Annotated in this window: 23 protein-coding genes; 13 read left to right on the forward strand and 10 right to left on the reverse strand. The window is 74.8% G+C overall.

Annotated elements, in window-relative coordinates:
• Positions 1-87: 87 nt before the first annotated feature.
• Both AMK29_RS14320 and AMK29_RS14325 read right to left on the reverse strand, forming a co-directional pair.
• Positions 88-933 (reverse strand): methyltransferase domain-containing protein, encoded by an 846-nt coding sequence (locus tag AMK29_RS14320; protein ID WP_073812614.1) that lies wholly within the window; start codon positions 931-933, stop codon positions 88-90.
• Between the two features lie 117 nt (positions 934-1,050).
• Entirely contained in the window at positions 1,051-1,569 is a 519-nt protein-coding gene (locus AMK29_RS14325) for a GNAT family N-acetyltransferase (protein WP_073812617.1), read from the reverse strand.
• Between the two features lie 235 nt (positions 1,570-1,804).
• On the opposite strand from AMK29_RS14325, the gene AMK29_RS14330 reads away from it, so the two are divergent.
• From AMK29_RS14330 to AMK29_RS14340, 3 genes are all read left to right on the forward strand, one after another.
• Positions 1,805-3,052 carry a sulfite oxidase gene (locus AMK29_RS14330; RefSeq protein WP_241845437.1) on the forward strand — a complete coding sequence of 416 codons (1,248 nt, stop codon included), beginning with the start codon at positions 1,805-1,807 and terminating at the stop codon, positions 3,050-3,052.
• 126 nt (positions 3,053-3,178) lie between these two features.
• A complete protein-coding gene (locus AMK29_RS14335; RefSeq protein ID WP_073812620.1) occupies positions 3,179-4,411 on the forward strand; it encodes an aminotransferase class I/II-fold pyridoxal phosphate-dependent enzyme in 1,233 nt (410 codons plus the stop codon).
• A gap of 64 nt (positions 4,412-4,475) precedes the next feature.
• Positions 4,476-5,519 carry an MBL fold metallo-hydrolase gene (locus tag AMK29_RS14340; protein ID WP_073812622.1) on the forward strand — a complete coding sequence of 348 codons (1,044 nt, stop codon included), beginning with the start codon at positions 4,476-4,478 and terminating at the stop codon, positions 5,517-5,519.
• On the opposite strand, the gene AMK29_RS14345 is transcribed toward AMK29_RS14340, so the two are convergent.
• Both AMK29_RS14345 and AMK29_RS14350 read right to left on the reverse strand, forming a co-directional pair.
• Positions 5,499-6,164, reverse strand: coding sequence for a DedA family protein (locus AMK29_RS14345; protein ID WP_073812625.1), 666 nt, complete (start codon positions 6,162-6,164; stop codon positions 5,499-5,501). The two genes, AMK29_RS14340 and AMK29_RS14345, sit on opposite strands and share 21 nt — an antisense overlap.
• A 46-nt stretch (positions 6,165-6,210) precedes the next feature.
• Positions 6,211-6,990 carry an MBL fold metallo-hydrolase gene (locus AMK29_RS14350; protein WP_073812627.1) on the reverse strand — a complete coding sequence of 260 codons (780 nt, stop codon included), beginning with the start codon at positions 6,988-6,990 and terminating at the stop codon, positions 6,211-6,213.
• Between the two features lie 136 nt (positions 6,991-7,126).
• Between AMK29_RS14350 and AMK29_RS14355 the strand changes: the two genes are divergently transcribed.
• The 5 genes from AMK29_RS14355 (at position 7,127) to AMK29_RS14370 (ending at position 11,240) form a co-directional block, all read left to right on the forward strand.
• Positions 7,127-7,531, forward strand: coding sequence for a hypothetical protein (locus AMK29_RS14355; RefSeq protein ID WP_073812629.1), 405 nt, complete (start codon positions 7,127-7,129; stop codon positions 7,529-7,531).
• A 218-nt stretch (positions 7,532-7,749) separates the two neighbouring features.
• Complete coding sequence (locus AMK29_RS14360) at positions 7,750-9,882, forward strand: phage holin family protein (RefSeq protein WP_073812633.1); 2,133 nt, start codon at positions 7,750-7,752, stop codon at positions 9,880-9,882.
• A gap of 131 nt (positions 9,883-10,013) precedes the next feature.
• Positions 10,014-10,400, forward strand: coding sequence for a hypothetical protein (locus AMK29_RS14365; protein ID WP_073812635.1), 387 nt, complete (start codon positions 10,014-10,016; stop codon positions 10,398-10,400).
• A 61-nt stretch (positions 10,401-10,461) separates the two neighbouring features.
• Positions 10,462-10,629, forward strand: coding sequence for a hypothetical protein (locus AMK29_RS36375; protein ID WP_158071314.1), 168 nt, complete (start codon positions 10,462-10,464; stop codon positions 10,627-10,629).
• Between the two features lie 194 nt (positions 10,630-10,823).
• A complete protein-coding gene (locus tag AMK29_RS14370) occupies positions 10,824-11,240 on the forward strand; it encodes a hypothetical protein (RefSeq protein ID WP_073812637.1) in 417 nt (138 codons plus the stop codon).
• Here AMK29_RS14370 and AMK29_RS14375 read toward each other — a convergent pair.
• A complete protein-coding gene (locus AMK29_RS14375; protein WP_073812639.1) occupies positions 11,237-12,073 on the reverse strand; it encodes a helix-turn-helix domain-containing protein in 837 nt (278 codons plus the stop codon). The two genes, AMK29_RS14370 and AMK29_RS14375, sit on opposite strands and share 4 nt — an antisense overlap.
• Before the next feature lie 91 nt (positions 12,074-12,164).
• Here AMK29_RS14375 and AMK29_RS14380 point away from each other — a divergent pair, with 91 nt between their 5' ends.
• Positions 12,165-12,470 (forward strand): 4a-hydroxytetrahydrobiopterin dehydratase, encoded by a 306-nt coding sequence (locus tag AMK29_RS14380; RefSeq protein ID WP_073812641.1) that lies wholly within the window; start codon positions 12,165-12,167, stop codon positions 12,468-12,470.
• 42 nt (positions 12,471-12,512) lie between these two features.
• Complete coding sequence (locus AMK29_RS14385; RefSeq protein ID WP_241845358.1) at positions 12,513-13,259, forward strand: class I SAM-dependent methyltransferase; 747 nt, start codon at positions 12,513-12,515, stop codon at positions 13,257-13,259.
• 6 nt (positions 13,260-13,265) lie between these two features.
• On the opposite strand, the gene AMK29_RS14390 is transcribed toward AMK29_RS14385, so the two are convergent.
• A complete protein-coding gene (locus tag AMK29_RS14390; RefSeq protein ID WP_073812643.1) occupies positions 13,266-14,138 on the reverse strand; it encodes an NmrA family transcriptional regulator in 873 nt (290 codons plus the stop codon).
• A 99-nt stretch (positions 14,139-14,237) separates the two neighbouring features.
• Here AMK29_RS14390 and AMK29_RS14395 point away from each other — a divergent pair, with 99 nt between their 5' ends.
• Both AMK29_RS14395 and AMK29_RS14400 read left to right on the forward strand, forming a co-directional pair.
• Positions 14,238-15,170 (forward strand): AraC family transcriptional regulator, encoded by a 933-nt coding sequence (locus AMK29_RS14395; protein ID WP_073812644.1) that lies wholly within the window; start codon positions 14,238-14,240, stop codon positions 15,168-15,170.
• A gap of 77 nt (positions 15,171-15,247) precedes the next feature.
• Positions 15,248-16,234, forward strand: coding sequence for a class I SAM-dependent methyltransferase (locus AMK29_RS14400; protein ID WP_073812645.1), 987 nt, complete (start codon positions 15,248-15,250; stop codon positions 16,232-16,234).
• Positions 16,235-16,261: 27 nt separating this feature from the next.
• Here AMK29_RS14400 and AMK29_RS14405 read toward each other — a convergent pair whose 3' ends face one another.
• From AMK29_RS14405 to AMK29_RS14420, 4 genes are all read right to left on the reverse strand, one after another.
• Positions 16,262-16,726: an RICIN domain-containing protein gene (locus AMK29_RS14405; protein ID WP_073812646.1), complete on the reverse strand. Its 465-nt coding sequence runs from the start codon at positions 16,724-16,726 to the stop codon at positions 16,262-16,264.
• Between the two features lie 242 nt (positions 16,727-16,968).
• A complete protein-coding gene (locus AMK29_RS14410) occupies positions 16,969-17,763 on the reverse strand; it encodes an aldo/keto reductase (RefSeq protein WP_073813787.1) in 795 nt (264 codons plus the stop codon).
• Between the two features lie 219 nt (positions 17,764-17,982).
• On the reverse strand, positions 17,983-19,806 hold the full coding sequence (locus AMK29_RS14415) for an AMP-dependent synthetase/ligase (protein WP_073812647.1): 1,824 nt from the start codon (positions 19,804-19,806) through the stop codon (positions 17,983-17,985).
• Between the two features lie 364 nt (positions 19,807-20,170).
• The gene (locus tag AMK29_RS14420) at positions 20,171-21,037 is read right to left on the reverse strand and encodes a LysR substrate-binding domain-containing protein (RefSeq protein WP_073812648.1); all 867 of its coding nucleotides are present in this window, start codon (positions 21,035-21,037) and stop codon (positions 20,171-20,173) included.
• Positions 21,038-21,168: 131 nt separating this feature from the next.
• Between AMK29_RS14420 and AMK29_RS14425 the strand changes: the two genes are divergently transcribed.
• Positions 21,169-22,275, forward strand: coding sequence for a bile acid:sodium symporter family protein (locus AMK29_RS14425; RefSeq protein WP_073812649.1), 1,107 nt, complete (start codon positions 21,169-21,171; stop codon positions 22,273-22,275).
• Positions 22,276-22,385 lie beyond the last annotated feature (110 nt).

Genomic DNA, 22,385 nt, shown 5'->3' on the forward strand with positions numbered 1-22,385 from the left:
TGCCTCGGCGTGCACCACTTCTACTGAGGGGCGCGGGCTCGTTCTCCCGGGTCGGGTGCGCGCCTTCTTCCGAGTGGGGCCGGCCCGTCAGGACACCCGGCAGAGGATCTCGCCGTGCGGGACCATGAACCAGGCGTCGTCCCGGGTGCCCCACTCCCGCCAGGCCTCGGCGATCGACGTCAGCTCGGCGGTGGTCGCGTGGCCCCCGGAGACGGCCAGGTCCGCGTAGGCGGAGTCGACCGTACGGTCCGCCCACAGGCCGCTCCACCAGGACCGCTCGTCGGGGGTGGCGAAACACCAGGTGGCGGCCGTCGTCGTGATGTCGGTGAAGCCGGCCTCCCGGGCCCAGGAGAACAGGCGCCGTCCCGCGTCCGGTTCGCCGCCGTTGGCGCGGGCGACACGGTGGTACAGGTCCAGCCAACCGTCCAGCGCGGGCCGTTCGGGGAACCAGGCGAAGGCTCCGTAGTCGCTGTCGCGGGCCGCGACGAGACCGCCGGGGCGGCACACCCGCCGCATCTCGCGCAGTGCCCGCACCGGGTCTCCGACGTGCTGGAGCACCTGGTGGGCGTGGACGACGTCGAAGGAGTCGTCGGGGAAGTCCAGGGCGTGCACGTCCGCGACCGTGAACTCGACGTTCTCCAGGCCGCGTTCGACGGCCACGGAACGCGCCTTCGACAGGACGCCCTCGGCGGCGTCGACCCCGGTGACCCGGCCGGGAGCGACCAGGGCGGCCAGGTCGGCGGTGATGGTGCCGGGACCGCAGCCCACGTCCAGGACGTCCAGGCCGGCGCGCAGCTCGGGCAGCAGGTAGGCCGCCGAGTTGGCGGCGGTCCGCCAGCTGTGCGAGCGCAGGACCGACTCGTGGTGGCCGTGGGTGTAGACGGCGGTCTCATGGGCCGCGTCGGAGGTGGACGGGACGGAGGCGTGCGTCATGGAAGCGACTCCCTACGGTGGCGGGTGCGTGTCACCACCGTACGCACGCGTGCCGAATGATGAGACCCGCGTCTTGCGATACGGACAGTCGGAGGGTGTGAGGCGATATCGGCGACGTCAGGCCAACAGATGCCTTCGGTAACGGAGTTCGTCGAGGACCCGGCCTCCCGTCTCCTCCCGCGCCGTCCCGCCGTCCGGCCGCCAGCCAGCGGCTTCGTAGAAGCGACGCCCCCGTGTGTTGCCCGCGAGCACCCACAGCGCCGCCGTACGGAACCCGGCTTCCCTCAGCGCCTCCGTGGACGCCGCGAGGAGCGCCCGCCCGACGCCCGTGCCCCAGGCCTCCGGCAGGGCGTAGAGCGCCGCCAGTTCGGCCGTGGGACCGGCATCCAACGCCTCGCCCCGCCAGGCCCGGAAACAGGAGAAGGCGAGCACCCGCCCTTCGGTGTCCGTCGCGACCAGGACCGTGGGCCGGTCCGCGGCCGCCAGCCGGGTCCGCCACACGGCGGTGCGCTCCTCCACGTCAAGGGAGGCCAGGTAGGGGGCGGGGAGCAGGTCGCGGTAGGCGGCCCGCCAGGACAGCACGTGCACGGCGGCGACGGCCGCCGCGTCCTCCGGAAGCGCTTCGCGTATCGACATCCCGCATTGTCGACCGACGAGCCCCACGACCGCCCCCGATTTACCGGGCATCACGCTCCCCGCACGACTGGCCGAGCCCCGCCCACCGGCCCGTCCGCCCCGACCTGACGAACCCTCTGTGACAGCACCGTGAACGGGCCGTCCGGACCGCCCTCCCGCCCCTAGGATCGGCGCGCGCCGCCGCCCGGTGGTCCGCCTTCCCCCTGTGCCGAGGAGTCCCGTGCCGCACCCGTCCGTGCCGAACCCGCCCGTGCCGCACCCGTCCGCCGCGCACCCCGCCGTACCCGGCCGCCGGGCCCTGCTGAAGGTCCTCGCTGCGGCCCCCGCGGCCGCCACCCTCGGTGGGCTCGCCACCGCCGCGCCCGCCCACGCCCGGCCCGCGGGCACCGGCGCGCTCGCCGCGCCCGGGATCGTCAAGGCACTCCCGCCCGAGCACTTCACCGTCCGCGGTACGAATGCCGAGGCACGGTTCGACGGCTTCGGCGACACCGGCCTCCTCACGCCCGCCGACCGGTTCTTCGTCCGCAACCACACCTCCACCCCCGTCCTCGACGCCGCCGACTGGCGCCTGACGCTCTGGGGCGACGGACTGCACGGCCGCGGCCCCGTCCACCTCACCTACGGGCAGCTCCGTGACCTCCCCTCCGTCACCCGTACGGTCCTGATCGAGTGCGCCGGAAACGGCCGCAGCCTCTACGCGAGCCAGCAGGGCGAGCCGGTCACCGGTACCGCCTGGACCCTCGGCGCCGTCGGAGCCGCCCGCTGGCGCGGCGCCCGGCTCTCCGACGTGCTCCGGCGCGCCGGGATCGCCCGCGACGCCGTCGACCTCCTGCCGCGCGGCCTGGACGACCCGTACGTCTCCGGCGGCGTCGACTTCGGCCGGGTCCGCCGCCCGCTGCCGGTCGCCAAGGCGCTCGACGACGTGATCCTCGCGTACGAGATGAACGGCGAGCCCCTCCCGTACGACCACGGCCACCCCGTCCGGCTCGTCGTGCCCTCCTGGGTCGGCATCGCCTCCATCAAGTGGCTCGGCGACATCGAGGTCTCCACCCGACCGCTGGCCTCGCCCTGGTCCACCGACTGGTACCGCCTCTTCGGCACCGCCCACCCGGAGGGCGGAAGCGCCCCGATCGGCCGCCAGACGATCAAGTCCGGCTACCAGCTGCCCTTCGGCGCCGACCTGGAGGCGGGCCGCGTCCACCGGCTCACCGGGCGCGCCTGGTCCGCGTTCGCGCCCGTGCGCAGGGTCGAGGTGTCCACCGACGGCGGCGCCCACTGGCGGCCGGCCCGGCTCCACGACACGCCCCGGCGGAACGGCTGGGTCCGCTGGAGCGTGCCGTGGCGTCCGCACCGTACCGGGCCGGTCACCCTGCTCTCCCGTATCACCGACGCCGCCGGGAACACCCAGCCCGACCGGGCCGTCCACAACACCCAGGGCTACCTCTTCGACGCGGTCGTACGGCACCCCGTCACCGTCGTCTGAGTCGCCCGCGCCGAGGCGCGACGGAGCACCCGCCCGTCGCCTGAAGCGGCGGAAACGCCCGAATCTTCGTATAAAGGGCACGGGGGTGCCGTATCGGCGCCCCCGTGCCCTCAGGAGGTACGGGACATGCGGCAGACGGCTCCGGACGGCCGTGGCCCGGTGCGCTACGGCCCACCCGTCCCCGACACCGGCCTGCCCGTGCTGCCGGGGCTCGCCGGACTCCTCGCCGCCGCCGCCGAGCGGACCGCCCCCGAGCCGCCCGGCGGCGGACCCGCCCTGCGCGAGGCGGCCTCCGGCTACTGGTGGCGCCGCGGCCTGCGCACCCATCCCGAGGACGTCGTGGCGGGCCCCGGCGCCCCCGCCCTGCTCCTCGCCCTGATCGCCGCGCACGGCGGCGACCTCCTGATGCCCCGGCCCTGTCCCGCCCGGTGGACCCCGCAGGCCCGCCTCCTCGGCCGCCCGGCCTACCACGTGCCGACCCCCGCCGAGTGCGGCGGCGTCCCCGATCCGTACGCCCTCCTGGAGACGGTCCGGCGGATCCGCGCCGAGGGCGGCGCCCCCAGACTCCTGCTGATCTCCGTCGCCGACGACCCCACCGGCACCGTCGCCCCGCCCGAACTCGTCCGCGAGGCCTGCGAGGCCGCCGTCGCCGAGGGCCTCCACGTCATCAGCGACGAGACCTGGCGCGACACCCTCCACCAGCCCCGCGACACCGTGTTCCTCAGCCCCGCCGAGATGTGCCCGGACGACGTGACCGTCGTCAGCGACCTCGGTGGCGCGCTCACCCCGGCCGCCTGGCCCTGCGCCGTCGCCCGCTTCCCGCCCACCGCGCCGTCCCACGCCGACCGCTGGACCGACCGCAGGTCCCGCGTCCTCGACGTGCTCACCGCACTCGGCGCCGTCGTCCCCGGCCCCGTCGCCCCCGCCGCCGCCCACGCCCTCGACGAACCCGAGGACGTGACCGTACGGGCCCGGCTCGCCGCCACCGTCCACGGCCGCATCGCCGGTGCCGCGCACCACGCCGTCCTCGCCGCCGGGGCCCTCGCCCTGCCCCCGCGGGCCGGGCGCCACCTCTACGCCGACCTCGGTCCGCTCCGGGCCGGGCTCGCCGCCCGCGGCGTCACCGACTCCCTGGAACTGGAGAGCCACCTCACCGAACGGCTCGGGGTCCCGGCGACCGGCGGCCACCGTTTCGGCGACGAACTCGGCGCGCTGCGCGTCCGGATCGACACGGGAATGTTCCTGGGGACCACGGGGGAGGAGAGGGCCGAGACGCTGCGGTTCCGGGATCCGCTGGACCTCGCCCATGTGGCCCGCGGTCTCACGGAGTTCGGAGGAGTCCTGGAGGAACTGCGATGACAGAGCCGCCCCGTCCCCGACGAGCCCCACGAGCCGTACGACCCGCGCAGAACGGAGTCCGCAGATGAGCGAACGGACGGTGCCGCCCGCGGGCGCCGCACAGGCCCCGGCCACGGCTCCCGGCGCCGCCCCCGCCCCGGCGTCCGTGCTCCAGCCCGTCGGAAGGCTGCGGTCGGACTGGCCGCGCACCTTCGTCGACCGGCTCACCACGCCCCTCCCGGGCCTGCGGGCCCTGGCCAGGTTCGCCCGCGAGGGAGCCGTACGCCCCCGCCCCGAGGGCCTCAGGGACGTCCCCCTGCTGCCCTTCGAACCGGGCCCGCTCCCGCCCGCCGGACCCGACACCTGCGCCGTCACCTGGGCGGGGCACGCCAGTTGGGTGCTGCGGATCGGCGGCCTCACCGTCCTCACCGACCCGGTCTGGTCCCGCCGCATCTTCGGCACCCCCGCCCGCCTCACCCCGGTCGGGGTCCCCTGGGCCGACCTGCCGCGCGTCGACGCCGTCGTCATCAGCCACAACCACTTCGACCACCTCGACGCCCCCACCCTGAAGCGGCTGCCCCGGCACACCCCCGTCTTCGTCCCGGCCGGCCTCGGCCGCTGGTTCACCCGCCGGGGGTTCAGCCGGGTGACCGAGCTCGACTGGTGGGAGGCGGCCGAACTCGACGGCGTGCGCTTCGACTTCGTCCCCGCCCACCACTGGTCCAAGCGCACCCTCCTGGACACCTGCCGCTCCCTGTGGGGAGGCTGGGTGATGAGCGACCGGGCAGGGCGCCGGGTGTACTTCGCCGGGGACACGGGGTACGGCCACTGGTTCGCCGAGATCGGCCGCCGGTACCCCGGCATCGACCTGGCGCTGCTCCCGATCGGCGCCTACGACCCCCGCTGGTGGCTCAGCGACGTCCACACCGACCCGGAGGAGGCGGTCCGCGCCCACCAGGACCTGGGAGCGCGGCGGATGGCGCCCATGCACTGGGCCACCTTCGTCCTCTCCTCCGAGCCCGTCCTCGAACCCCTCGCCCGGGTCAGGGCCGCCTGGGAGAAGGCGGGCCTGCCCCGCGAGGACCTGTGGGACCTGCCGATCGGCGGCTCACGGGTGCTCGCTCCCTGACGGCGCGGCCTCGCGGGGCGTCCCCCGGACCCGCCGCCACAGCGAGGGGACCGCGCTGACCAGCACCGTCAGGGCCACCGCCGCGACGACACCCTGCCACGGCTCCGGGAAGAGCGAACCGCCCAGGATCCCGATCAGCTGGTACGTCGCCGCCCACGCCAGGCAGGCCGCGACGTCCGCCCGGACGAAGCGCCGCAGCGGCATCTCCGAGAGCAGACACGCCAGCATGACCGGTATCCGCCCCGCCGGCACGAGCCGCGAGAGCACGAGCACCGACACCTGATGGGTGTCGAGCCGCTCCTGCGCGTGCGCGAGCCGCTCCGGGGCCGCACGTCGCCGCAGCGCGGCGAGCCACCGCGAGCCGTTGCGGGAACGGACCCCGCGGCGGCCGAGCCAGTAGAGGGCGGCGTCGCCGAGGCAGGCGGCGAAGGCCGACACCAGGAAGACGAAGAGCAGCGCGAGCGGCGAGGACTGGTGGAAGGCGACGACGGCGGCCGAGCTGACGATCGCGCCCGTCGGCACGATCGGCACGAGCGCGCCGAGCGCCACGAGCAGGAACAGCGAGGGATAGCCGACCGCCTGCTGGGTCGACTCCGGCGGAAGCTCCCGCACCACCGCCACGATCCGGGACAGCCCGTCTGTCACCACGCGCCCCCGGGCCGCCCGGCGGCCGGGCCCCCCGCCGGCCGCCTCACCGCGCGACCTCCGGTCGTACCCGTTCGCCGTGGCCGAGCAGATGGACCGCGACCTTCGGAGCGAGCCGGCCCGCGTGCCGTACGAACTCGTCGCCCGGCGCGTGGAACTCGTGCGGCCGGATCCCGTCCATGCCGATCGGCCAGTACGTGCCGTAGTGCACCGGGACCGCCGCCGCCGGGGACAGCGCGGCGAGCGCCTCCGCGGCCCGGCCCGCGTCCAGATGACCGTGACCGAGGTACGGACCCCAGCCGCCGACCGGCAGCAGCGCCACGTCCACCGGCCCCACCGCCTCCGCCATCCCGTCGAACAGACCCGTGTCCCCGGCGAAGTACGTCCGCGCCTCGCCCTCGACGACATACCCCAGAGCGGCCGTCCGATGCGGTCCGACCGGCAGCCGTCGCCCGTCGTGGAGCGCCGGGATGGCCCGTACCGTCACCCCCTCCACCGTCACCGTGTCACCGGCCTCCACCTCCGTCAGCCGCAGCCCGTTCCCGTCCAGCCTGCGCAGTCCCGGTACGGCGGCGGGGGCGCCGCGCGGCACGACGAGCCGTGTCCCGGGCGCGAGCCGGGCGAGCGAGGGCAGATGCAGGTGGTCGGAGTGCAGGTGCGAGACGAGGACGGCCTCGGCGACGGCGGCCTCGGGCGGCGGCAGGGCCCCTCGCCGCCGCCGCAGATGTGCGAGCCGCCGCGTGAACAGCGGATCGGTCAGGAAGCGGACCCCGGAGTCCTCGACCGTGCAGGTCGCGTGACCCCACCAGGTGACCTCCACCGGCATGCCGCCTTCCGTTCTCGCGGGCGCCGGCCGCCGTTCACGATGTCCACGGCCGTCCCGTACCTCCGTATCGAGGGTAAATGCCCGGGGCGGGCGCCGGAGGATGTTCGGCCGTGCCGTACCGCAGTAGGGTCGGCCCATGGACGACGTTCGGGTGGCGGCGATCGCCAGCCTCACCCCGCTCGAAGAGCTGGACAGCGAGCCTTTCCTGGTCGACACGCGCGGTCAGCACGCGGTGTGTGCCCGCTGGGCCGACGCCAAGGGGTACGTGGTCGCCCGGCAGTTGCTGTTCTACGGCCTCCGGCCCGACCACGCGGCCCTCTGGGCGGATGTGGAGGCGGGGGCGGTCGATCTGTTCGTCGCCGCCAACGAGCGGGTTCTCGCCCGCGCGTTGACCTCCGTGCCCGGCTTCCGCGCCGAGTGCGCGCGGCGCGGGGTGCGGGTGGAGACCGTCTGTCCCGACGAACCGGCGTACGACGCGGCGGCCAAGGCGGGCGTGCACCGCAGGCTCTCCATGCCGACGGCCGGGTACGACGGTTCCTGAGCCGTCACGACCTCGCGCCCGCCCGGACGCACGACGTGACAGGGCGACGTGACGCATGACCCGACACATCCCGGGGCAGGCGGGCGGACGCGCACCCCGCACGGCGACCTGACACACGACCTGACACACCCGCTCCGATCACCGTCACCCGTTTCCCCCGCCGACCCTGGGCGTTGTGCCACGCTTGAGGCAGGAAACAGGCGAAAGGTGAAGCGGGCGTGGGTGACGGGCGATGGGGTGGCGCCGACCGCTGGCGGTCCGCGGGCCGTGCGCTGGGGCGGGTCGCGGTGGTCTGGGCGGTGTCCACGCTCACCCTGCTGATCCTCGCCGGACTGCTCCCCGACTTCGAGCTGCAGTCCCCCGGCGGCGACACCTTCACGAGGACGGCGCTCACCGCCGCCGCGGCGGCCGGCGCCTTCGGCCTCCTCGGCGCGCTCGTATGGCCGCTGATCGTACGGGCCCTGCTGCTCGTCCCGGCCCTCGTGCTCGGCCTGCTCGGCTTCTTCCTCAACGGTTCGCTGCTGCTCGTCGCGCTCTGGCTGATCCCCGACGGGCGCGGAGCCGCCGACCCCGAGACGGCCGTCGCGGTCGCCGCCGTCATGTCCGCCGTCGCCTCCGCCACCTCCACCGCGCTCGCCGTCCGCGACGACGACGCCTACCGGCGCCGCCTCTACCGGCTCACCGGCCGCACCCGGCCCCGCGCGCCGGGCGACGCCCCCGAGCAGGTCCCCGGCACGGTCTTCCTCCAGCTCGACGGCGTCGGCCACCACGTGCTGCGCGGCGCTGTCGCCGACGGGCTCATGCCGACCGTCGCCGGCTGGCTCGACGCCGGCCACCGGCTCACCCCCTGGCACACCGACTGGTCCAGCCAGACCGGCGCGAGCCAGCTCGGCATCCTGCACGGCTCCAACGAGGACGTGCCCGCCTTCCGCTGGTACGAGAAGGACACCGGCCGGGTCATGGTGTCGAACCGCCCGGCCGGCGCCGTGGAACTCCAGCGCCGCGCCGTGCGCCGCACCGGGGACGGGGGGCTGCTCACCTTCGACGGGGCCTCCCGGGGCAACCTCTTCAGCGGCGGCGCCGACCAGGTCGCCCTGGTCCTGTCGGTGGCCGCCCGGCGCGGCCGCCGCAACCGCTCGCGGGCCGGCTACTTCGCGTACTTCTCCGACCCGGCCAACGCCGTCCGTACCGCGGGATCGTTCGTCGCCGAGTGCGTCCGCGAGGTCTTCCAGTCGGTCCGGGCGCTGCTGCGCCGCGAGACCCCGAGGGTGTCGCGCGGCGGCACGTACCCCTTCGTCCGCGCCTTCGCGACGGTCCTGGAACGGGACGTCGTGGTCTCCGCCGTGATGGGGGACATGCTGGCGGGCCGGACCGCCGTCTACGCCGACCTCGTCGCCTACGACGAGGTGGCGCACCACTCGGGCCCGCACGGCCGGGACACCGATCAGGTGCTGCGGCGCCTCGACCGCTCGATCGCGCTCATCGCCACCGTCGCCGAGCACGCCCCGCGCCCGTACCGGATCGTGCTGCTCTCCGACCACGGGCAGAGCCCCGGCGAGACCTTCGAAGGGGCGTACGGGCTGACGCTGAAGGACCTCGTCAGGGCGGGGTGCGGGCTTCCGGTGCCGCGCCGGGTGCGCAGGACCCGCAGCGGTTCCGAGGCGCGGGACGCGGCGAGGGACGCGCTGCGGCTCGCGCTGCACCGGCCGGTGGACGAGACCGACGACACCGAGCGGGAGCTGCCCGCCCGGCCCTCCGAGCCGGTCGTCCTCGCCTCGGGCAACCTCGGCCTCGTCTCCTTCCCCGACGTGCCGCACCGGATGACCCGGGAGGAGATCGACCGCCGCCACCCGGCGCTGCTCGGCACGCTCGCGAACCATCCGGGCGTCGGCTTCCTCCTCGTGGCGAGCGCCGAGCACGGTTCGGTGGTGCTCGCGAGGGACGGCGTGGAGGTGCCGGTCGCCGCACTCGACGACGGGGGGCCGCTGGCCGTCTTCGGGCCGGGCGCGGCACGCGCGGTGCGGCGCACGGACGGGTTCCCCCACGTCGCGGACATCATGGTCAACTCCATGTACGACCCGGCGACGGGCACCGTGCACGCCTTCGAGGAGCAGATCGGCTCCCACGGCGGCCTCGGCGGCGAGCAGTCGCGCCCCTTCCTCCTCTCGCCGCCCGAGCTGTCGCCGCCGGTGGCCGAGGGGGAGGAGCTGATCGGCGCGGAGCAGGTCCACCGCGTGCTCCGTCGCTGGCTGCGGGAGTGCTCGGGCCCACAGGTGCCGGTGTCGCTGCCGCAGGTCCGGGTGTCGCCGTCCGGGGGCGGACCGGATGCGAGCGGCGGCGCGGACGGGTGACGGACGTCATCGCGCGCCTCCCGGACATGACCGCCGTGGCGGTGAATCAGGTGCTTCGCCCGTAGGCCGCCCGGGCGGATATCTCGCTGGGGGCGCCGTGCCGGGGTCCCGGCGGGGCAGTACGGATCTCCGTGAGCCCCGCGCCCGAGCCGATCGCCGTGCCCGCCACCCCGGCGGGCCGACCGGCACGCCCGGGCCGGCGCGGGCGCACCTGGATCACGCTGCTCCTGATCCTCGCCGCGCTGCTCGGCACCGGGGCCGCGGCCACGCTCGGCGGCGGCGTCGCGCTCCGGCCCGCCACCGCCGTCCCGGCGCCCGACCCGGGCGGCGAGACCCATGATCCGGCCGCCACCGAGGCCGGACTCGCCGGCCGCTCCCGACGGCACGGGACCGGCCTCCGGCCCGTCCGGCCCCGACGCCCCCGCTTCGGTGCCCGACGGTACCGGCGGGCGCCGGCCCCCGCCCCCGTACCCCCGCCGCGCGGCGACGCGCTCCGGTGCGTGGTGATGCGCTGCTGAGGAGGCCCTCGCCTCCCGGTAGTCCCCCCGACATCACCCCCGCACCACGAGGAGTTCCGTCATGCCCGTCGACCCCTTCGCCGTCCTCCAGGCCCTGCTGCGCGCCGAGGCCTCCCGCTCCCCGCGTACGGAGGCCTCAGGCTCCCCCCGCGCCGACCGCCGACCGCCCGAACCCGCCGCCCCGGCCCCGGCTCCCGAGCCGCCCGCCCAGGATGACCGCGTCCGCTGACGCCGGACCCGAGGTGACCCGGCGGCGGGCGGGAGCGTATGGCCCCGCGCCGTCCGGGCCGCATTACCTCCCGGGTAATCGACCCCTCATCACCTGGGCGGCATGCTCAGGGACACCGGAACCCGGGCGGCGCACTCCGCTCGGGCTCCGGGCCCACCGCCCGCGCGAACGTCCCCCCTGGAGGGTGATCCGTCATGTCCCAGGCCCTGCTCACCGGTCTCGCCCGCACCACCCGGCCGCACTCCGCGCTCCGCCGGTTCCTCGCCCTCGACGCCGTCGTCACCGGGGCCAACGGCATCGCCTACGCCGCCGCCTCCGGGCCTCTCGGGAGGTTCCTCGGGATCGACGCGGGGCTGCTGTTCGAACTCGGCCTCGTCCTCTCCGCGTACGCCGCCGGCGTCGCCTGGCTCGCCACCCGCCCGCAGCCCCCGGCCACCGCCGTGAAGCTCGTCGTCGACATCAACCTGCTCTGGGCCGTCCTCAGCGTCGTCGCCCTCGTCGCGTGGCTGGAGCCGACCACCGCGGGCCTCGTCTGGACGCCACTGCAGGCGGCCACCGTCGGCGGCTTCGCCGTCCTCCAGTGGACGGCGCTGCGCGCGGCCACCCCTTAGGGGGCGGCCTCGTCGCCGAGCGGCGGCAGCGAACGGAGGTACGCGACCGTCGCCGGGTCGGCCGGGAGGAACGTCTCGATGGCCAGCTCGGCGACCGTCACGTCCAGCGGCGTGTTGAAGGTCGAGATCGACGACACGAACGACAGCACCTGCCCGTCGTGCTCGATCCGGAGCGGCAGCGCGAAGTAGGGGTACGACTCCGGGTCCGGGGCCTCCGGGGCGCGCTCCTCGTCCGCGCCCGGCGGCAGCGGATACGCCGCCACCTCCGCGTACAGCGCGCGCAGCGACTCCGACCGGGCCAGGGCGATCTGACGTTCCATCTGGTGCAGCAGATGGCCCCGCCACTCCCGCAGGTTCCGGATCCGGGGCGCGAGCCCCTCCGGGTGCAGCGTGATCCGCATCGCGTTCAGCGGCGGGGTCAGCAGATGCTCCGGCAGCCCGTCGAGCAGCAGCCCGATGCCCCGGTTGGCCGCCACCACCGTGTACGAGCCGTCCACCACGAGCGCCGGATACGGCTCGTACCCCCGCAACAGGCTCTCGATGCCCTCCCGGAGCGTCTCCAGACGCGGGGCGTCCAGCGGGGACTCCGCGTACCGGGGCGCGTAACCGGCGGCGAGCAGCAGCACGTTCCGCTCGCGGACCGGCACCTCCAGGTGCTCGGCCAGCCTCAGCACCATCTCCTCGCTCGGCCGGGAACGGCCCGTCTCCACGAACGAGATGTGTCGAGTCGAGGAGTCCGCGCGCAGCGCGAGCTCCAGCTGGCTCAACCGCCGCTGCTCACGCCAGCCGCGCAGCAGCGGCCCCACCCCCGTGTCGCTCACGACAGTTGTCATGGCCAGACGGTATCCCAGAGGGGGACCCGGGTACGTTCCTTCCGGGACCCCTGTCCGTCACCCGCGCCACCCGACCGGAGGGAGCACCGCCGTGCCCACACAGCCGCTGTCGCAGAAGGAGATCGAGGACCGCCTGCGGGAGCTCCCCGGCTGGTCCGTCGAGGACGACCGCCTCACCCGTGTCTACCGGCTCGGCGACCACTTCGCGGCGACCGCGCTCGTCGTCCACGTGGCGCGGATCCAGCAGGAACTGGACCACCACTCGGACCTGACCCTCGGCTACAACACCGTGACCCTGTCCGTGAACACCCATTCCGCGGGCGGCGCCGTCACCGAGAAGGACTTCGAACTCGCCGAGCGCGTCGAGGGGATCGCCCCGGGCCACGGGACCGACTGACCCTTCCGGAGGGCGCCGTCCCCGCCTCGTAGGATCCTCCGCATGGCGGAGACCCTGCTCGACTACGAGGCCGAGGCGGCGCACTACGACCGAACCCGGGGCGGAGTGCCCCGGGCCGCCGCGGCCGCCGAGGCCGTCCTGCGACTCGTGCCGCAAGGCGCCCGCACCCTCCTCGACCTGGCCTGCGGCACCGGCCTCGTCACCGAACGGCTCGCCCGGCCCGGACTGCGCGTCCACGGCGCCGACGCCGCCCACGCCATGCTGCGGGTCGCCGCCGCGCGCGTACCCGACCGGGTCGTACGCGCCGACGCGCGGCGGCTGCCGCTGCCCGACGCCTCCCTCGACGCGGTCTGCGCCGTCTGGCTGCTGCACCTGGTGCCGTTCACCGCGGAGATCGTCGCCGAGGCGGCCCGCGTCCTCGCCCCCGGCGGAGTCCTGATCGCCACCGTCGACAAGGACGCGGCCCATGACGTCGGCAGCGACATCGACGCGATCCTCCGCCCGCACCGGTCCGCCGTGACGGCGTCCGACCGCGCCGACCTGATCACCCGTCACGCCGCCGCCCACGGCCTCGAACCGGCCCCCGGCACCCACTTCACCGGACACGGCCAGGGCAGCACCCCGCGCGACACCGTCCGCAAGCTGCGCGCCGGCTACTTCGCCTCCTGGTTCGACGGCGACACCGCGGCCACCGCCACCGTCGTCGCCGCCCTCACGGCCCTCCCGGAACAGGACCGCCCCCGCGACGACCCCCGCTACCGGCTGGCCCGCTTCGTCCGGCGCGGCTGAACCGCCTCAGGCCCGCGGGCCGCCCCACACCTCCGCCGCGAACGCCGCGAACGAGCGCGGCTCGCGGCCCAGGACCCGCTTCACCCCGTCGGTCGCCGAGGCGTTGTGGCCGTCGAGGAGCGTCGCGAACAGGGCCGCGTACCACCCCGCCTCGGCCGCCGGAAGCCCGAAGCCGGTGAGGAGCGCCGCGTACTCCGCCTCGGACACCGCCCGGTAGGCCACCGGGCGCCCCGAGGCGCGCGCGATCTCCGCCGCGATCTCCGCGAAGCCCACCGGCCGCGGCCCCGTCACCTCGTGCACCCGCCCCGCGTGCCCGTCCGCCGTCAGGGTCTCCACCACCACGTCCGCCAGGTCGTCCACGTCGATGAAGGGCTCGGCGGTGTCCCCGGCCGGGAAGACGAGCTCGCCCTCCGCGACGCCCTCGGCGAGCATCCCCTCGGAGAAGTTCTGCGAGAAGAACGAGGCCCGCACGACGGTCAGTTCGACACCGTCGGCCGCCACCCGCAGCGCCTCCTCCGCCACGAGGGCCTCGGGCTCCCCGCGTCCGGACAGCAGCGTCAGCCGGCGCACCCCGCTCCCGGCGGCGAGCGCGCCGAAGGTACGCATCGCCTCGACCGCGCCGGGAGCGGCGAGGTCCGGGTAGTAGGCCACGTACGCGGCGTCCGCGCCCCGCAGCGCCGGCGCCCACGTCGCCGGGTCCTCCCAGTCGAAGGGGGTCGCTCCGGTGCGGGACCCGGCGCGGACCGTGGCCCCTCGCTCCCCGAGCCGTTCGGCCACGCGCCGCCCGGTCTTGCCGGAGGCGCTCGTCACCAGGACCGTCCGTATGCCGCCGGTGCTGTCGGTCGTCCCGGCCTGTGTGTTCGGCGTGTTCGTCGTCATGGCTCAAGACTCCCGCCCACGGTCCCGCGCGCCCATGCTCCACCGTCTCGCCCGCCTACGTCTCCGTCTCACCCACCCGACGGCCTACGCTTGCCCCCCATGGACCCACTCGCCGGACTTCTCGACGGGCCCCGCGCCAAGGGCGCGTTCCTGCTCCGCATGATCATGGAGCCACCGTGGTCCGTACGCATCGAGGACGGCGCTCCGCTCTGTCTGATGTGCGTCACCGAGGGCGAGGCCTGGATCGTCCCGGACTCCGGGGAGCCCGTCCTCCTGCGGCCCGGGGACATCGCCGTCGCCCGAGGCCCGGAGCCGTACACCGTCGGCGACGCCCCCGACGCCGCGCCGCGCGCCCTGGTCGGCCCCGACGGCGTCTGCACCACCCTCGGCGGGGAGCCGCTCGCCGAGACCATGAGGCTCGGCGTCCGTACCTGGGGCAACGCCCCCGACGGCGGCACCACCGTCCTCATCGGCACCTACCGGATGGACGGCGAGGTCGGCCGCCGACTGCTCGACGCACTGCCGGGGCTGCTGCACCTGCCCGCCGAGACGTGGAACTGCCCCCTCATGCCCTTCATCGGCGAGGAGATCGCCCGCGACGAACCCGGCCAGACCGTCGTCCTCGACCGGGTCCTCGACCTGATGCTCATCACCGGCGTCCGCGCCTGGTTCTCCCGGCCCGGCGCCGAGGCCCCCGCCTGGTACCGGGCGATGGGCGACCCGGTCGTCGGCCGGGCGCTCCGGCTGCTCCAGAACGACCCCGCCCACCCCTGGACCGTCGCCTCGCTGGCCACGAAGACGGGTGTGTCCCGAGCCGCCCTCGCCCGCCGCTTCACCGCACTCGTCGGCGAGCCCCCGATGGCGTACCTCACCGGCTGGCGGCTCGCGCACGCCGCCGACCTGCTGCGGGAGACGGACGCCACGGTGGAGTCGGTCGCCCGGCGGGTCGGCTACAGCGGCGCGTTCGCCCTGAGCGCCGCGTTCAAACGGGTCCGTGGCGTCAGCCCCCAGGAGCACCGCGCCACGACCTGAGCCTCGGCCGCCCGCCCCTCCTTGCCGGACCGGCAAGTTTTCTTGCGCGGTTCGCCGACGCGCCGCAGTCTGGCTCCATGAGTCAGCAGAACACCTCCCCTCACGGTCCCGGCGGTCACGGAGACGGCCACGGACCGGGCCACGGCGGCCACGGAGACGGGCACACAACGGGCCACCACGGCGAAGGCGCCGGCGAAGGCCACGGCCACCACCACGGCGGGACCCAACCGGACTGGAACGCGATCGCGCCCCTCCTGGAGCGGCAGGCCGAGATCGCGAGCCCGGCCTACGCGGACGCCGCCGCGTGGCTCGGCACCCTGGCCCCCGCGCAGGGCGTCCGCCGGATCCTCGACGTCGGCAGCGGCCCCGGCGTCGTCACGACCCTGCTCGCCGAGGCCTTCCCGGCCGCCGAGGCGGTCGCCGTCGACGGCACCCCCGAACTCCTCGCCCGCGCCCTCGCCCGCGCCGGGGCGCGCGGCCTCGGCGCCCGCGTCTCCACGGTCCACGCCGACCTTCCCGGGGGCATCGCCGGCCTCGGACGGGCGGACCTGATCTGGGCGGGCAACTCCCTGCACCACATCGGGGACCAGCGCGCCGCGCTCGTGGAGTTCGCCGGCCTGCTGAACCCCGGCGGCCTGATGGTCCTCGTCGAGGGCGGTCTGCCCACCCGGCACCTGCCCTGGCACATCGGGATCGGCCGGCCGGGCCTCCAGGCGCGCCTCGACGCCGTCATCGCGGACCGCTTCGGCGAGATGCGCGCCGACACCCCCGGAGCCAAGGACGAGCCCGACGACTGGCGGGCGCTCCTCACCGCCGCCGGCCTCACCCCCGCCGGTACCCGCACGTTCCTCACCGACATCCCGGCGCCGGTGTCCCCGGTCGTGCGGGAGCTGGCGCTCGCCCACTACGAGCGGCTCCGGGACCGTTTCGGCGCCCGGCTCGACGCGGAGGACCGGGCGACGCTCGACCGGCTCCTCGACCCGTCCGACGCGCTGTCCCTGCATCACCGCACGGACCTGTTCCACCTCGCGGCGGACACCGTCCACACCGCCCGCAAGGGCTGAGGGCGGGGTCGGGGGAGACCGCCGGGCTCAGGACACCGGTTCCAACCGCCACCACTGGAACGGGGAGTCGGTGTCCTCCCACTGCCGTACGTTCCCGCCGTCGGCCGTCGAGCCGTCCGCGACCTCGAGGAACAGTCCGCTGATGAAGCTCACCAGCGCCACCGTCCCCGGGGACTGGAGGTCCTGCTCGATGATCCATTCCTGCGCGCCGAAGTTGTTCGCCTTCCACTGCTGGATGCGGGCGCCGTTCTCCGTGGACGCGTTGGCGACGTCGAGCCGCTTTCCGCTGGCCGCGTTGACCAGGTGGTAGAGCCCGCCGCCGTTCGGCACGGGCCTGATGTGCCAGTGCTGCCCCGGAGTTCCGTTCCCCGTGCCCTGCTGCACCTTCGCCCCGCTGCGGCCGGACCCCTCGTACACCTCCAGGAGCAGGCCGCTGGCCACGTTCCGCACCCGGTACAGCCCCTCGTCGACGGGTCCCGGAGAACCACTCACCGTACCGACTCCCTCTGCTCGCGCCCCTGTCGGACGTCACGGCACCCGGCCGTGACGAGGCCCCCTCGGGCCGTCACCGACCCTATGTCCCGGGTACGACAACGGGACCGGCCGTGAGCGAGGGGGCCTCACCGCACTCGACGTCGGCGGTCACGGAGCACCCCGCCGGCGCCGCGCGGCACCCCGCGTCCGCCGCGCCGCACCACGGCGGCGGCGCGGCGCCACAGGGCCGGGTCGCGCCTTCAGGCGCCGGCGCTGAACTCCGCCGGGTCGGGGCCCAGACGGCGGTTCTCGTCGAGGGCGGCGATCGCCGCCAGGTCCTCGGCGTCCAGCTCGAAGCCGAAGACGTCGATGTTCTCCCGGATGCGGGACGGGGTGACCGACTTCGGGATCACCACGTTCCCCAGCTGGAGGTGCCAGCGCAGCACGACCTGCGCCGGGGTCCGGCCGTGCTTGCGGCCGATCGCGACGATCGCCGGCACGTCCAGGAGCCCCTTGCCGGAGCCGATCGGCGACCACGCCTCGGTGGCGATGCCGTGCCGCTCGTGCGCCTCGCGGGCGGCCCGCTGCGGGAGCTGCGGGTGGAGCTCGATCTGGTTGACGGCGGGGACCACCGAGGTCTCCTCGATCAGCCGGTCCAGGTGCTCCGGGAGGAAGTTCGACACGCCGATCGCCTTGGCGCGGCCGTCCGCGTAGATCTTCTCGAACGCCCGGTACGTGTCGACGTACGCGTCCTTCGAGGGCACCGGCCAGTGGATCAGGTACAGGTCGACGTAGTCGAGTCCCAGCTTGTCGAGCGAGGTGTCGAAGGCCTTCAGCGTCGAGTCGTAGCCCTGCTCGCCGTTCCACAGCTTGGTGGTGACGAACAGGTCCGCGCGGGCGATCCCGGACGCGGCGACGGCACGGCCCGTGCCCTCCTCGTTCCCGTAGATCGCGGCGGTGTCGATCGAGCGGTAGCCGGCCTCCAGGGCCGTCGTCACGGCGGTCGCCGCCTCGTCGTCCGGCACCTGCCAGACACCGAAGCCCAGCTGCGGCATCCGGACGCCGTTGTTGAGGGTGACCGAAGGGACCGTGCCGTCCGCGCCGGCCTTGTTGTCCTTGCTGTCCGTGCTCACGTGGGAGGGTTCCTTACGTTGTCGCGGTCGTGACGGCCGTACGGCCCTGGAGGGCGTACGGCTCCTCCCAGCGTCAACGATCAAGAGCGGTCGCGCATTCCGCCTCCGGCACGGATTCGTCCGTTCCGCCGGGGGAGCGGCTCAGCTGTAGAGCGCCGCGACCTCCGCCGCGTACGCCCGCTCGATCGCCTTCCGCTTCAGCTTCAGGGACGGCGTGAGCAGCCCGTGCTCCTCGCTGAACGGATGCGCCAGGATCCGGAAGGTGCGGATCGACTCGGCCTGCGAGACGAGCGTGTTCGCCGCCACCACCCCCCGCCGGATCTCGGTCTCCAGGGCCGGATCCCGCACCATCTCCGCCGGGGCGAGCGGCGCCCGCCCCTGCATCGCCAGCCAGTGCTCCACCGCCTCCTGGTCGACCGTCACGAGGGCGGCGATGTACGGCCGGTCGTTGCCGACGACGATGCACTGCGCGATCAGCGGATGCGCCCGCACCCGATCCTCCAGACCCGTCGGGGCGACGCTCTTGCCGCCCGAGGTCACCAGGATCTCCTTCTTGCGGCCGGTGATCGTCAGATACCCGTCCTCGTCGAGGGCTCCGAGGTCCCCGGTGGCCAGCCACCCGTCGTTGAGGACGGCGGCGGTCGCCTCGGGATCGTTGAGGTACCCGGAGAAGATCTGGCCGCCGTGCAGCCACACCTCACCGTCCTCCGCGATGTGCACCGTCGTGCCCGGGACCGGCTGTCCGACCGTGCCGTATCTCGTGCGTTCGGGCGGGTTCGCGGTGGCGGCGGCGGAGGACTCGGTGAGCCCGTACCCCTCGAAGACCGTGATCCCCGCACCCGCGAAGAACAACCCGGTCCTGCGGTCCATCGCCGACCCGCCGGACATCGCGTGCCGCATCCGCCCGCCCAGCGCCGCCCGGACCTTCCCGTACACCGTCTTCTCGAAGAACTGGTGCTGTACGCGCAGCGCCGCCGAGGGACCGGGGCCCGTCCCGAACGCCCTCTGCTCCAGCGCCTCCGCGTAGGCGACCGCCACCTCCACCGCCTTGTCGAAGGGCCCCGCCTTCCCCTCCCGCTCCGCCTTGCGCCGCGCCGCGTGGAAGACCTTCTCGAAGACGTACGGCACGGCGAGCACGAAACTCGGCCGGAACGCCGCCAGGTCCGGCAGCAGCTCGCCGGCCGCCATCACCGGCTGGTGCCCGAGCTTCACCCCGCTGCGGACGGCCGCGACCTCCACCATCCGGCCGAAGACGTGCGCGAGCGGCAGGAACAGCAGCGTCGACGCCTCGTCGCCCGACCGGGAACGGAACACCGGCTCCCAGCGCCCCACCAGCATGTCCGTCTCGAACATGAAGTTGGCGTGGGTGATCACACAGCCCTTGGGGCGGCCGGTCGTCCCCGACGTGTAGATGACGGTCGCCACCGTCTCCGGGGTCACCGCCCGCCGGTGCCGGTGCACGACCTCCGCGTCGATGTCCGTCCCCGCCGTCGTCACCTCGGCCACCGCGCCCGCGTCCAGCTGCCACAGCCGCCGCAGCAGGGGCAGCCGGTCGATCACCGATCCGATCGTCATCGCGTGGTCCTCGTGCTCCACCACGCACGCCGTGACCTCGGAGTCGTGCAGCATCCAGAAGACCTGCTCGGCCGACGAGGTCGGATAGACGGGTACGGACTGCGCGCCCAGCGACCACAGCGCGAAGTCGAAGAGCGTCCACTCGTAGCGGGTGCGGGCCATGATCGCGACGCGGTCGCCGAACCGCACTCCCTCCGCGATGAGGCCCTTCGCGAGGCCGAGGACCTCGTCCCGGAACCGCGCGGCCGTCACGTCCCGCCACTCCCCGTCCGGGCCCTTCCGGCCGAACACGATCCGGTCGGGCTCGGTGAGGGCACGCTCGTACAGGGCGTCCGCCAGACCGCCGACCTGAGGCGCCGCCTCGACGGGCGGCACGGTGAACTCGCGCACTGACCTTGCTCCTCGACGGCTCGGTGGCTGGAAAAGCCCGTTGTCGCGCTCCGTACAGCGCGGGTGACGGTACCCCACACGCCTGCCCGGCGGCAGGGCCTTCACCAAGCCGGGACATTCGGTGTTCCCACAGGTCAGAACGGGTGGAGCGGTCAAGTCACGGGCTCCCCGGGCCCGTTACCGACCGATCGGTACGTCCCCCCGGCGGGAATCTCCACGGAATCTGTACCTCCCGCTCACCGCGAGGCCGCCCCGAGGCCGTGCCGCGCCCCCTGCCGTCCCCGGCGCCCCCGCCCGCTCACCCGGGTCGGTGCGGCCGGTCGCCGCCCGCTCACCCGGGTCGGTGCAGCCGGTCGCCGCCCGCTCACCCGGGTCGGTGCAGCCGGTCGCCGCCCGCCAGGATCGCCTCCGCCAGCGCGTCCGCCGCCTCCTGCACCGCCCCGCCCCGGCGCCCTCCGCGCAGCACGAAACCGACGTCGCCCAGCTCCGGAAGGCCCGCCCTGGCCGGGACCGGCACCAGCCCCGGCGGCACCAGGCCCCTCGTGTGCGCCATCACCCCGAGCCCCGCGCGGGCCGCCGCCACGTTCGCGCTCAGGCTGGAACTCGTGCACGCGATCCGCCACGCCCGGCCCTGCGCCTCCAGCGCCTCCAGGGCACGCGCCCGGGTGATCCCCGGCGGCGGGTACACGATGAGCGGCACCGGCCGGTCCGGATCGAGCCGCAGCCCGGGCGCCCCGATCCAGATCAGCGTGTCCTCCCACACCAGCCGGCCCCCGCTCTCCGTCCCGCGCCGCTTCGCCAGGATGAGATCGAGCCGGCCGGCCGCCAGCCGGGCCTGCAGCGTGCCCGACAGCTCCACCGTCAGCTCCAGGTCCACCTCCGGGTGCTCACGCCGGAACGACTCCAGGATCTCCGGCAGCCGGGTCGTCACGAAGTCCTCCGACGCGCCGAAACGCAGCCGGCCCCGCAGCCGGGTCCCGCCGAAGAACGCCGCCGCGCGCTCGTGCGCCTCCAGGATCGTGCGCGCGAAGCCGAGCATCGCCTCCCCGTCCTCCGTCAGGGCCACCCGGTGCGTGTCGCGGGTGAACAGCGGCCGGCCGGTCGCCTCCTCGAGGCGCCGCACGTGCTGGCTGACGGTCGACTGGCGCAACCCGAGGCGGTCGGCGGCCCGCGTGAAGCTGAGCGTCTGGGCCACGGCGAGGAAGGTGCGCAGATGCGTGGGCTCGTACACGGGACGACCGTACGCTCATCGCGCTTCGTGATGACAGTAAGAGGGCTGTACGGGATTCCCGATCACCGGCCCGTGGAGCAGGATGGGAACGCGCGACCCCGCCCGCCCGAGTGCACCGAGCAGTGGAGCCCATGACCGTCCCCGCCCCCGCCCGCCCCCCACGCCGCACCCTCCGCCCGCCGTCCTGGCTGCCCGTCGACGGATACGTCCTCGCCCTGCTCGCCACGGTCGGTCTCGCCGCGCTGCTCCCCGCCTCGGGAGACGCGGCCGACGTCGCGGAAGGAGCCTCGACCGGGGCCGTGGCCCTCCTCTTCTTCCTCTACGGCGCCAGACTCTCCACCCGCGAGGCCCTCGACGGGCTCACGCACTGGCGGCTCCACCTCACCGTCCTCAGCAGCACGTTCCTGCTCTTCCCCCTCCTCGGACTCGCCGCGCGCGGCCTCGTCCCCACCGTGCTCACCCCCGAGCTCTACAGCGGCTTCCTCTTCCTCTGCCTGGTGCCGTCCACCATCCAGTCCTCGATCGCCTTCACCTCGATCGCCCGCGGCAACGTCCCCGCCGCGATCTGCGCCGGGTCCTTCTCCTCGCTCGCCGGGATCGTCCTGACCCCGCTCCTCGCGGCGCTGCTCCTCGGCGGCAGCGCCGAAGGCCTCTCCGCCGACGGTCTCCTGAAGATCGTGCTGCAGCTCCTCGTGCCGTTCCTGGCGGGACAGGTGCTGCGCCGCTGGGTCGGGGGCTTCGTCGGCCGCCACAGGAAGGTCCTCGGATACGTCGACCGAGGATCGATCCTCCTCGTCGTCTACACCGCTTTCAGCCAGGGAATGGTCGCCGGCATCTGGCACCTCGTGACCCCCGCCCGGCTCGGGCTGCTGCTCGCCGTCGAGGCCGTCCTGCTCGCCGCGATGCTCGCCCTGACCTGGTACGGAGCCCGCCGCCTCGGCTTCGGCCGGGCCGACCGGATCGCGATCCAGTTCGCCGGCTCGAAGAAGAGCCTCGCGGCCGGCCTGCCGATGGCCAGCGTCCTCTTCGGCCCGCAGGCCGCGCTCGCCGTGCTCCCGCTGATGCTCTTCCACCAGATGCAGCTGATGGTCTGCGCGGTGCTCGCCAAGCGCCGCTCCCGAGACGTGGAGGGGGAACGGTCGCCCGAGCCCGCCTCCGGGCCCTCCGCGCCCGAGCCCGCCCCCGCCCCCGGCCACACCGCGCCCGCGCCCGACACCACCGCGGCGTCCCGCGCCTGACCGGGCCTCACCGCGCAGCCGCCCCGTGGCGGGCCCCCGGGCCCCCCGCCCGTTGTCCCGTCCGTCCCCCGTAGGCCGGATCACACCCCCGTCGAGCCCGCGATGATCAT

The organism is Streptomyces sp. CB02261 (assembly GCF_001905665.1).
Lineage (GTDB): Bacteria > Actinomycetota > Actinomycetes > Streptomycetales > Streptomycetaceae > Streptomyces.

What these genes read in the sequence shown, in the direction of transcription:
- AMK29_RS14410 (WP_073813787.1), bottom strand. Translation starts at nt 17,763, where the DNA reads ATGCCGCAGCTGGGCTTCGGTGTCTGGCAGGTGCCGGACGACGAGGCG.
- AMK29_RS14395 (WP_073812644.1), top strand. Translation starts at nt 14,238, where the DNA reads ATGGACCCACTCGCCGGACTTCTCGACGGGCCCCGCGCCAAGGGCGCG.
- AMK29_RS14320 (WP_073812614.1), bottom strand. Translation starts at nt 933, where the DNA reads ATGACGCACGCCTCCGTCCCGTCCACCTCCGACGCGGCCCATGAGACC.
- AMK29_RS14390 (WP_073812643.1), bottom strand. Translation starts at nt 14,138, where the DNA reads ATGACGACGAACACGCCGAACACACAGGCCGGGACGACCGACAGCACC.
- AMK29_RS14385 (WP_241845358.1), top strand. Translation starts at nt 12,513, where the DNA reads ATGGCGGAGACCCTGCTCGACTACGAGGCCGAGGCGGCGCACTACGAC.
- AMK29_RS14335 (WP_073812620.1), top strand. Translation starts at nt 3,179, where the DNA reads ATGCGGCAGACGGCTCCGGACGGCCGTGGCCCGGTGCGCTACGGCCCA.
- AMK29_RS14350 (WP_073812627.1), bottom strand. Translation starts at nt 6,990, where the DNA reads ATGCCGGTGGAGGTCACCTGGTGGGGTCACGCGACCTGCACGGTCGAG.
- AMK29_RS14375 (WP_073812639.1), bottom strand. Translation starts at nt 12,073, where the DNA reads ATGACAACTGTCGTGAGCGACACGGGGGTGGGGCCGCTGCTGCGCGGC.
- AMK29_RS14325 (WP_073812617.1), bottom strand. Translation starts at nt 1,569, where the DNA reads ATGTCGATACGCGAAGCGCTTCCGGAGGACGCGGCGGCCGTCGCCGCC.
- AMK29_RS14340 (WP_073812622.1), top strand. Translation starts at nt 4,476, where the DNA reads ATGAGCGAACGGACGGTGCCGCCCGCGGGCGCCGCACAGGCCCCGGCC.
- AMK29_RS36375 (WP_158071314.1), top strand. Translation starts at nt 10,462, where the DNA reads ATGCCCGTCGACCCCTTCGCCGTCCTCCAGGCCCTGCTGCGCGCCGAG.
- AMK29_RS14355 (WP_073812629.1), top strand. Translation starts at nt 7,127, where the DNA reads ATGGACGACGTTCGGGTGGCGGCGATCGCCAGCCTCACCCCGCTCGAA.
- AMK29_RS14370 (WP_073812637.1), top strand. Translation starts at nt 10,824, where the DNA reads ATGTCCCAGGCCCTGCTCACCGGTCTCGCCCGCACCACCCGGCCGCAC.
- AMK29_RS14425 (WP_073812649.1), top strand. Translation starts at nt 21,169, where the DNA reads ATGACCGTCCCCGCCCCCGCCCGCCCCCCACGCCGCACCCTCCGCCCG.
- AMK29_RS14400 (WP_073812645.1), top strand. Translation starts at nt 15,248, where the DNA reads ATGAGTCAGCAGAACACCTCCCCTCACGGTCCCGGCGGTCACGGAGAC.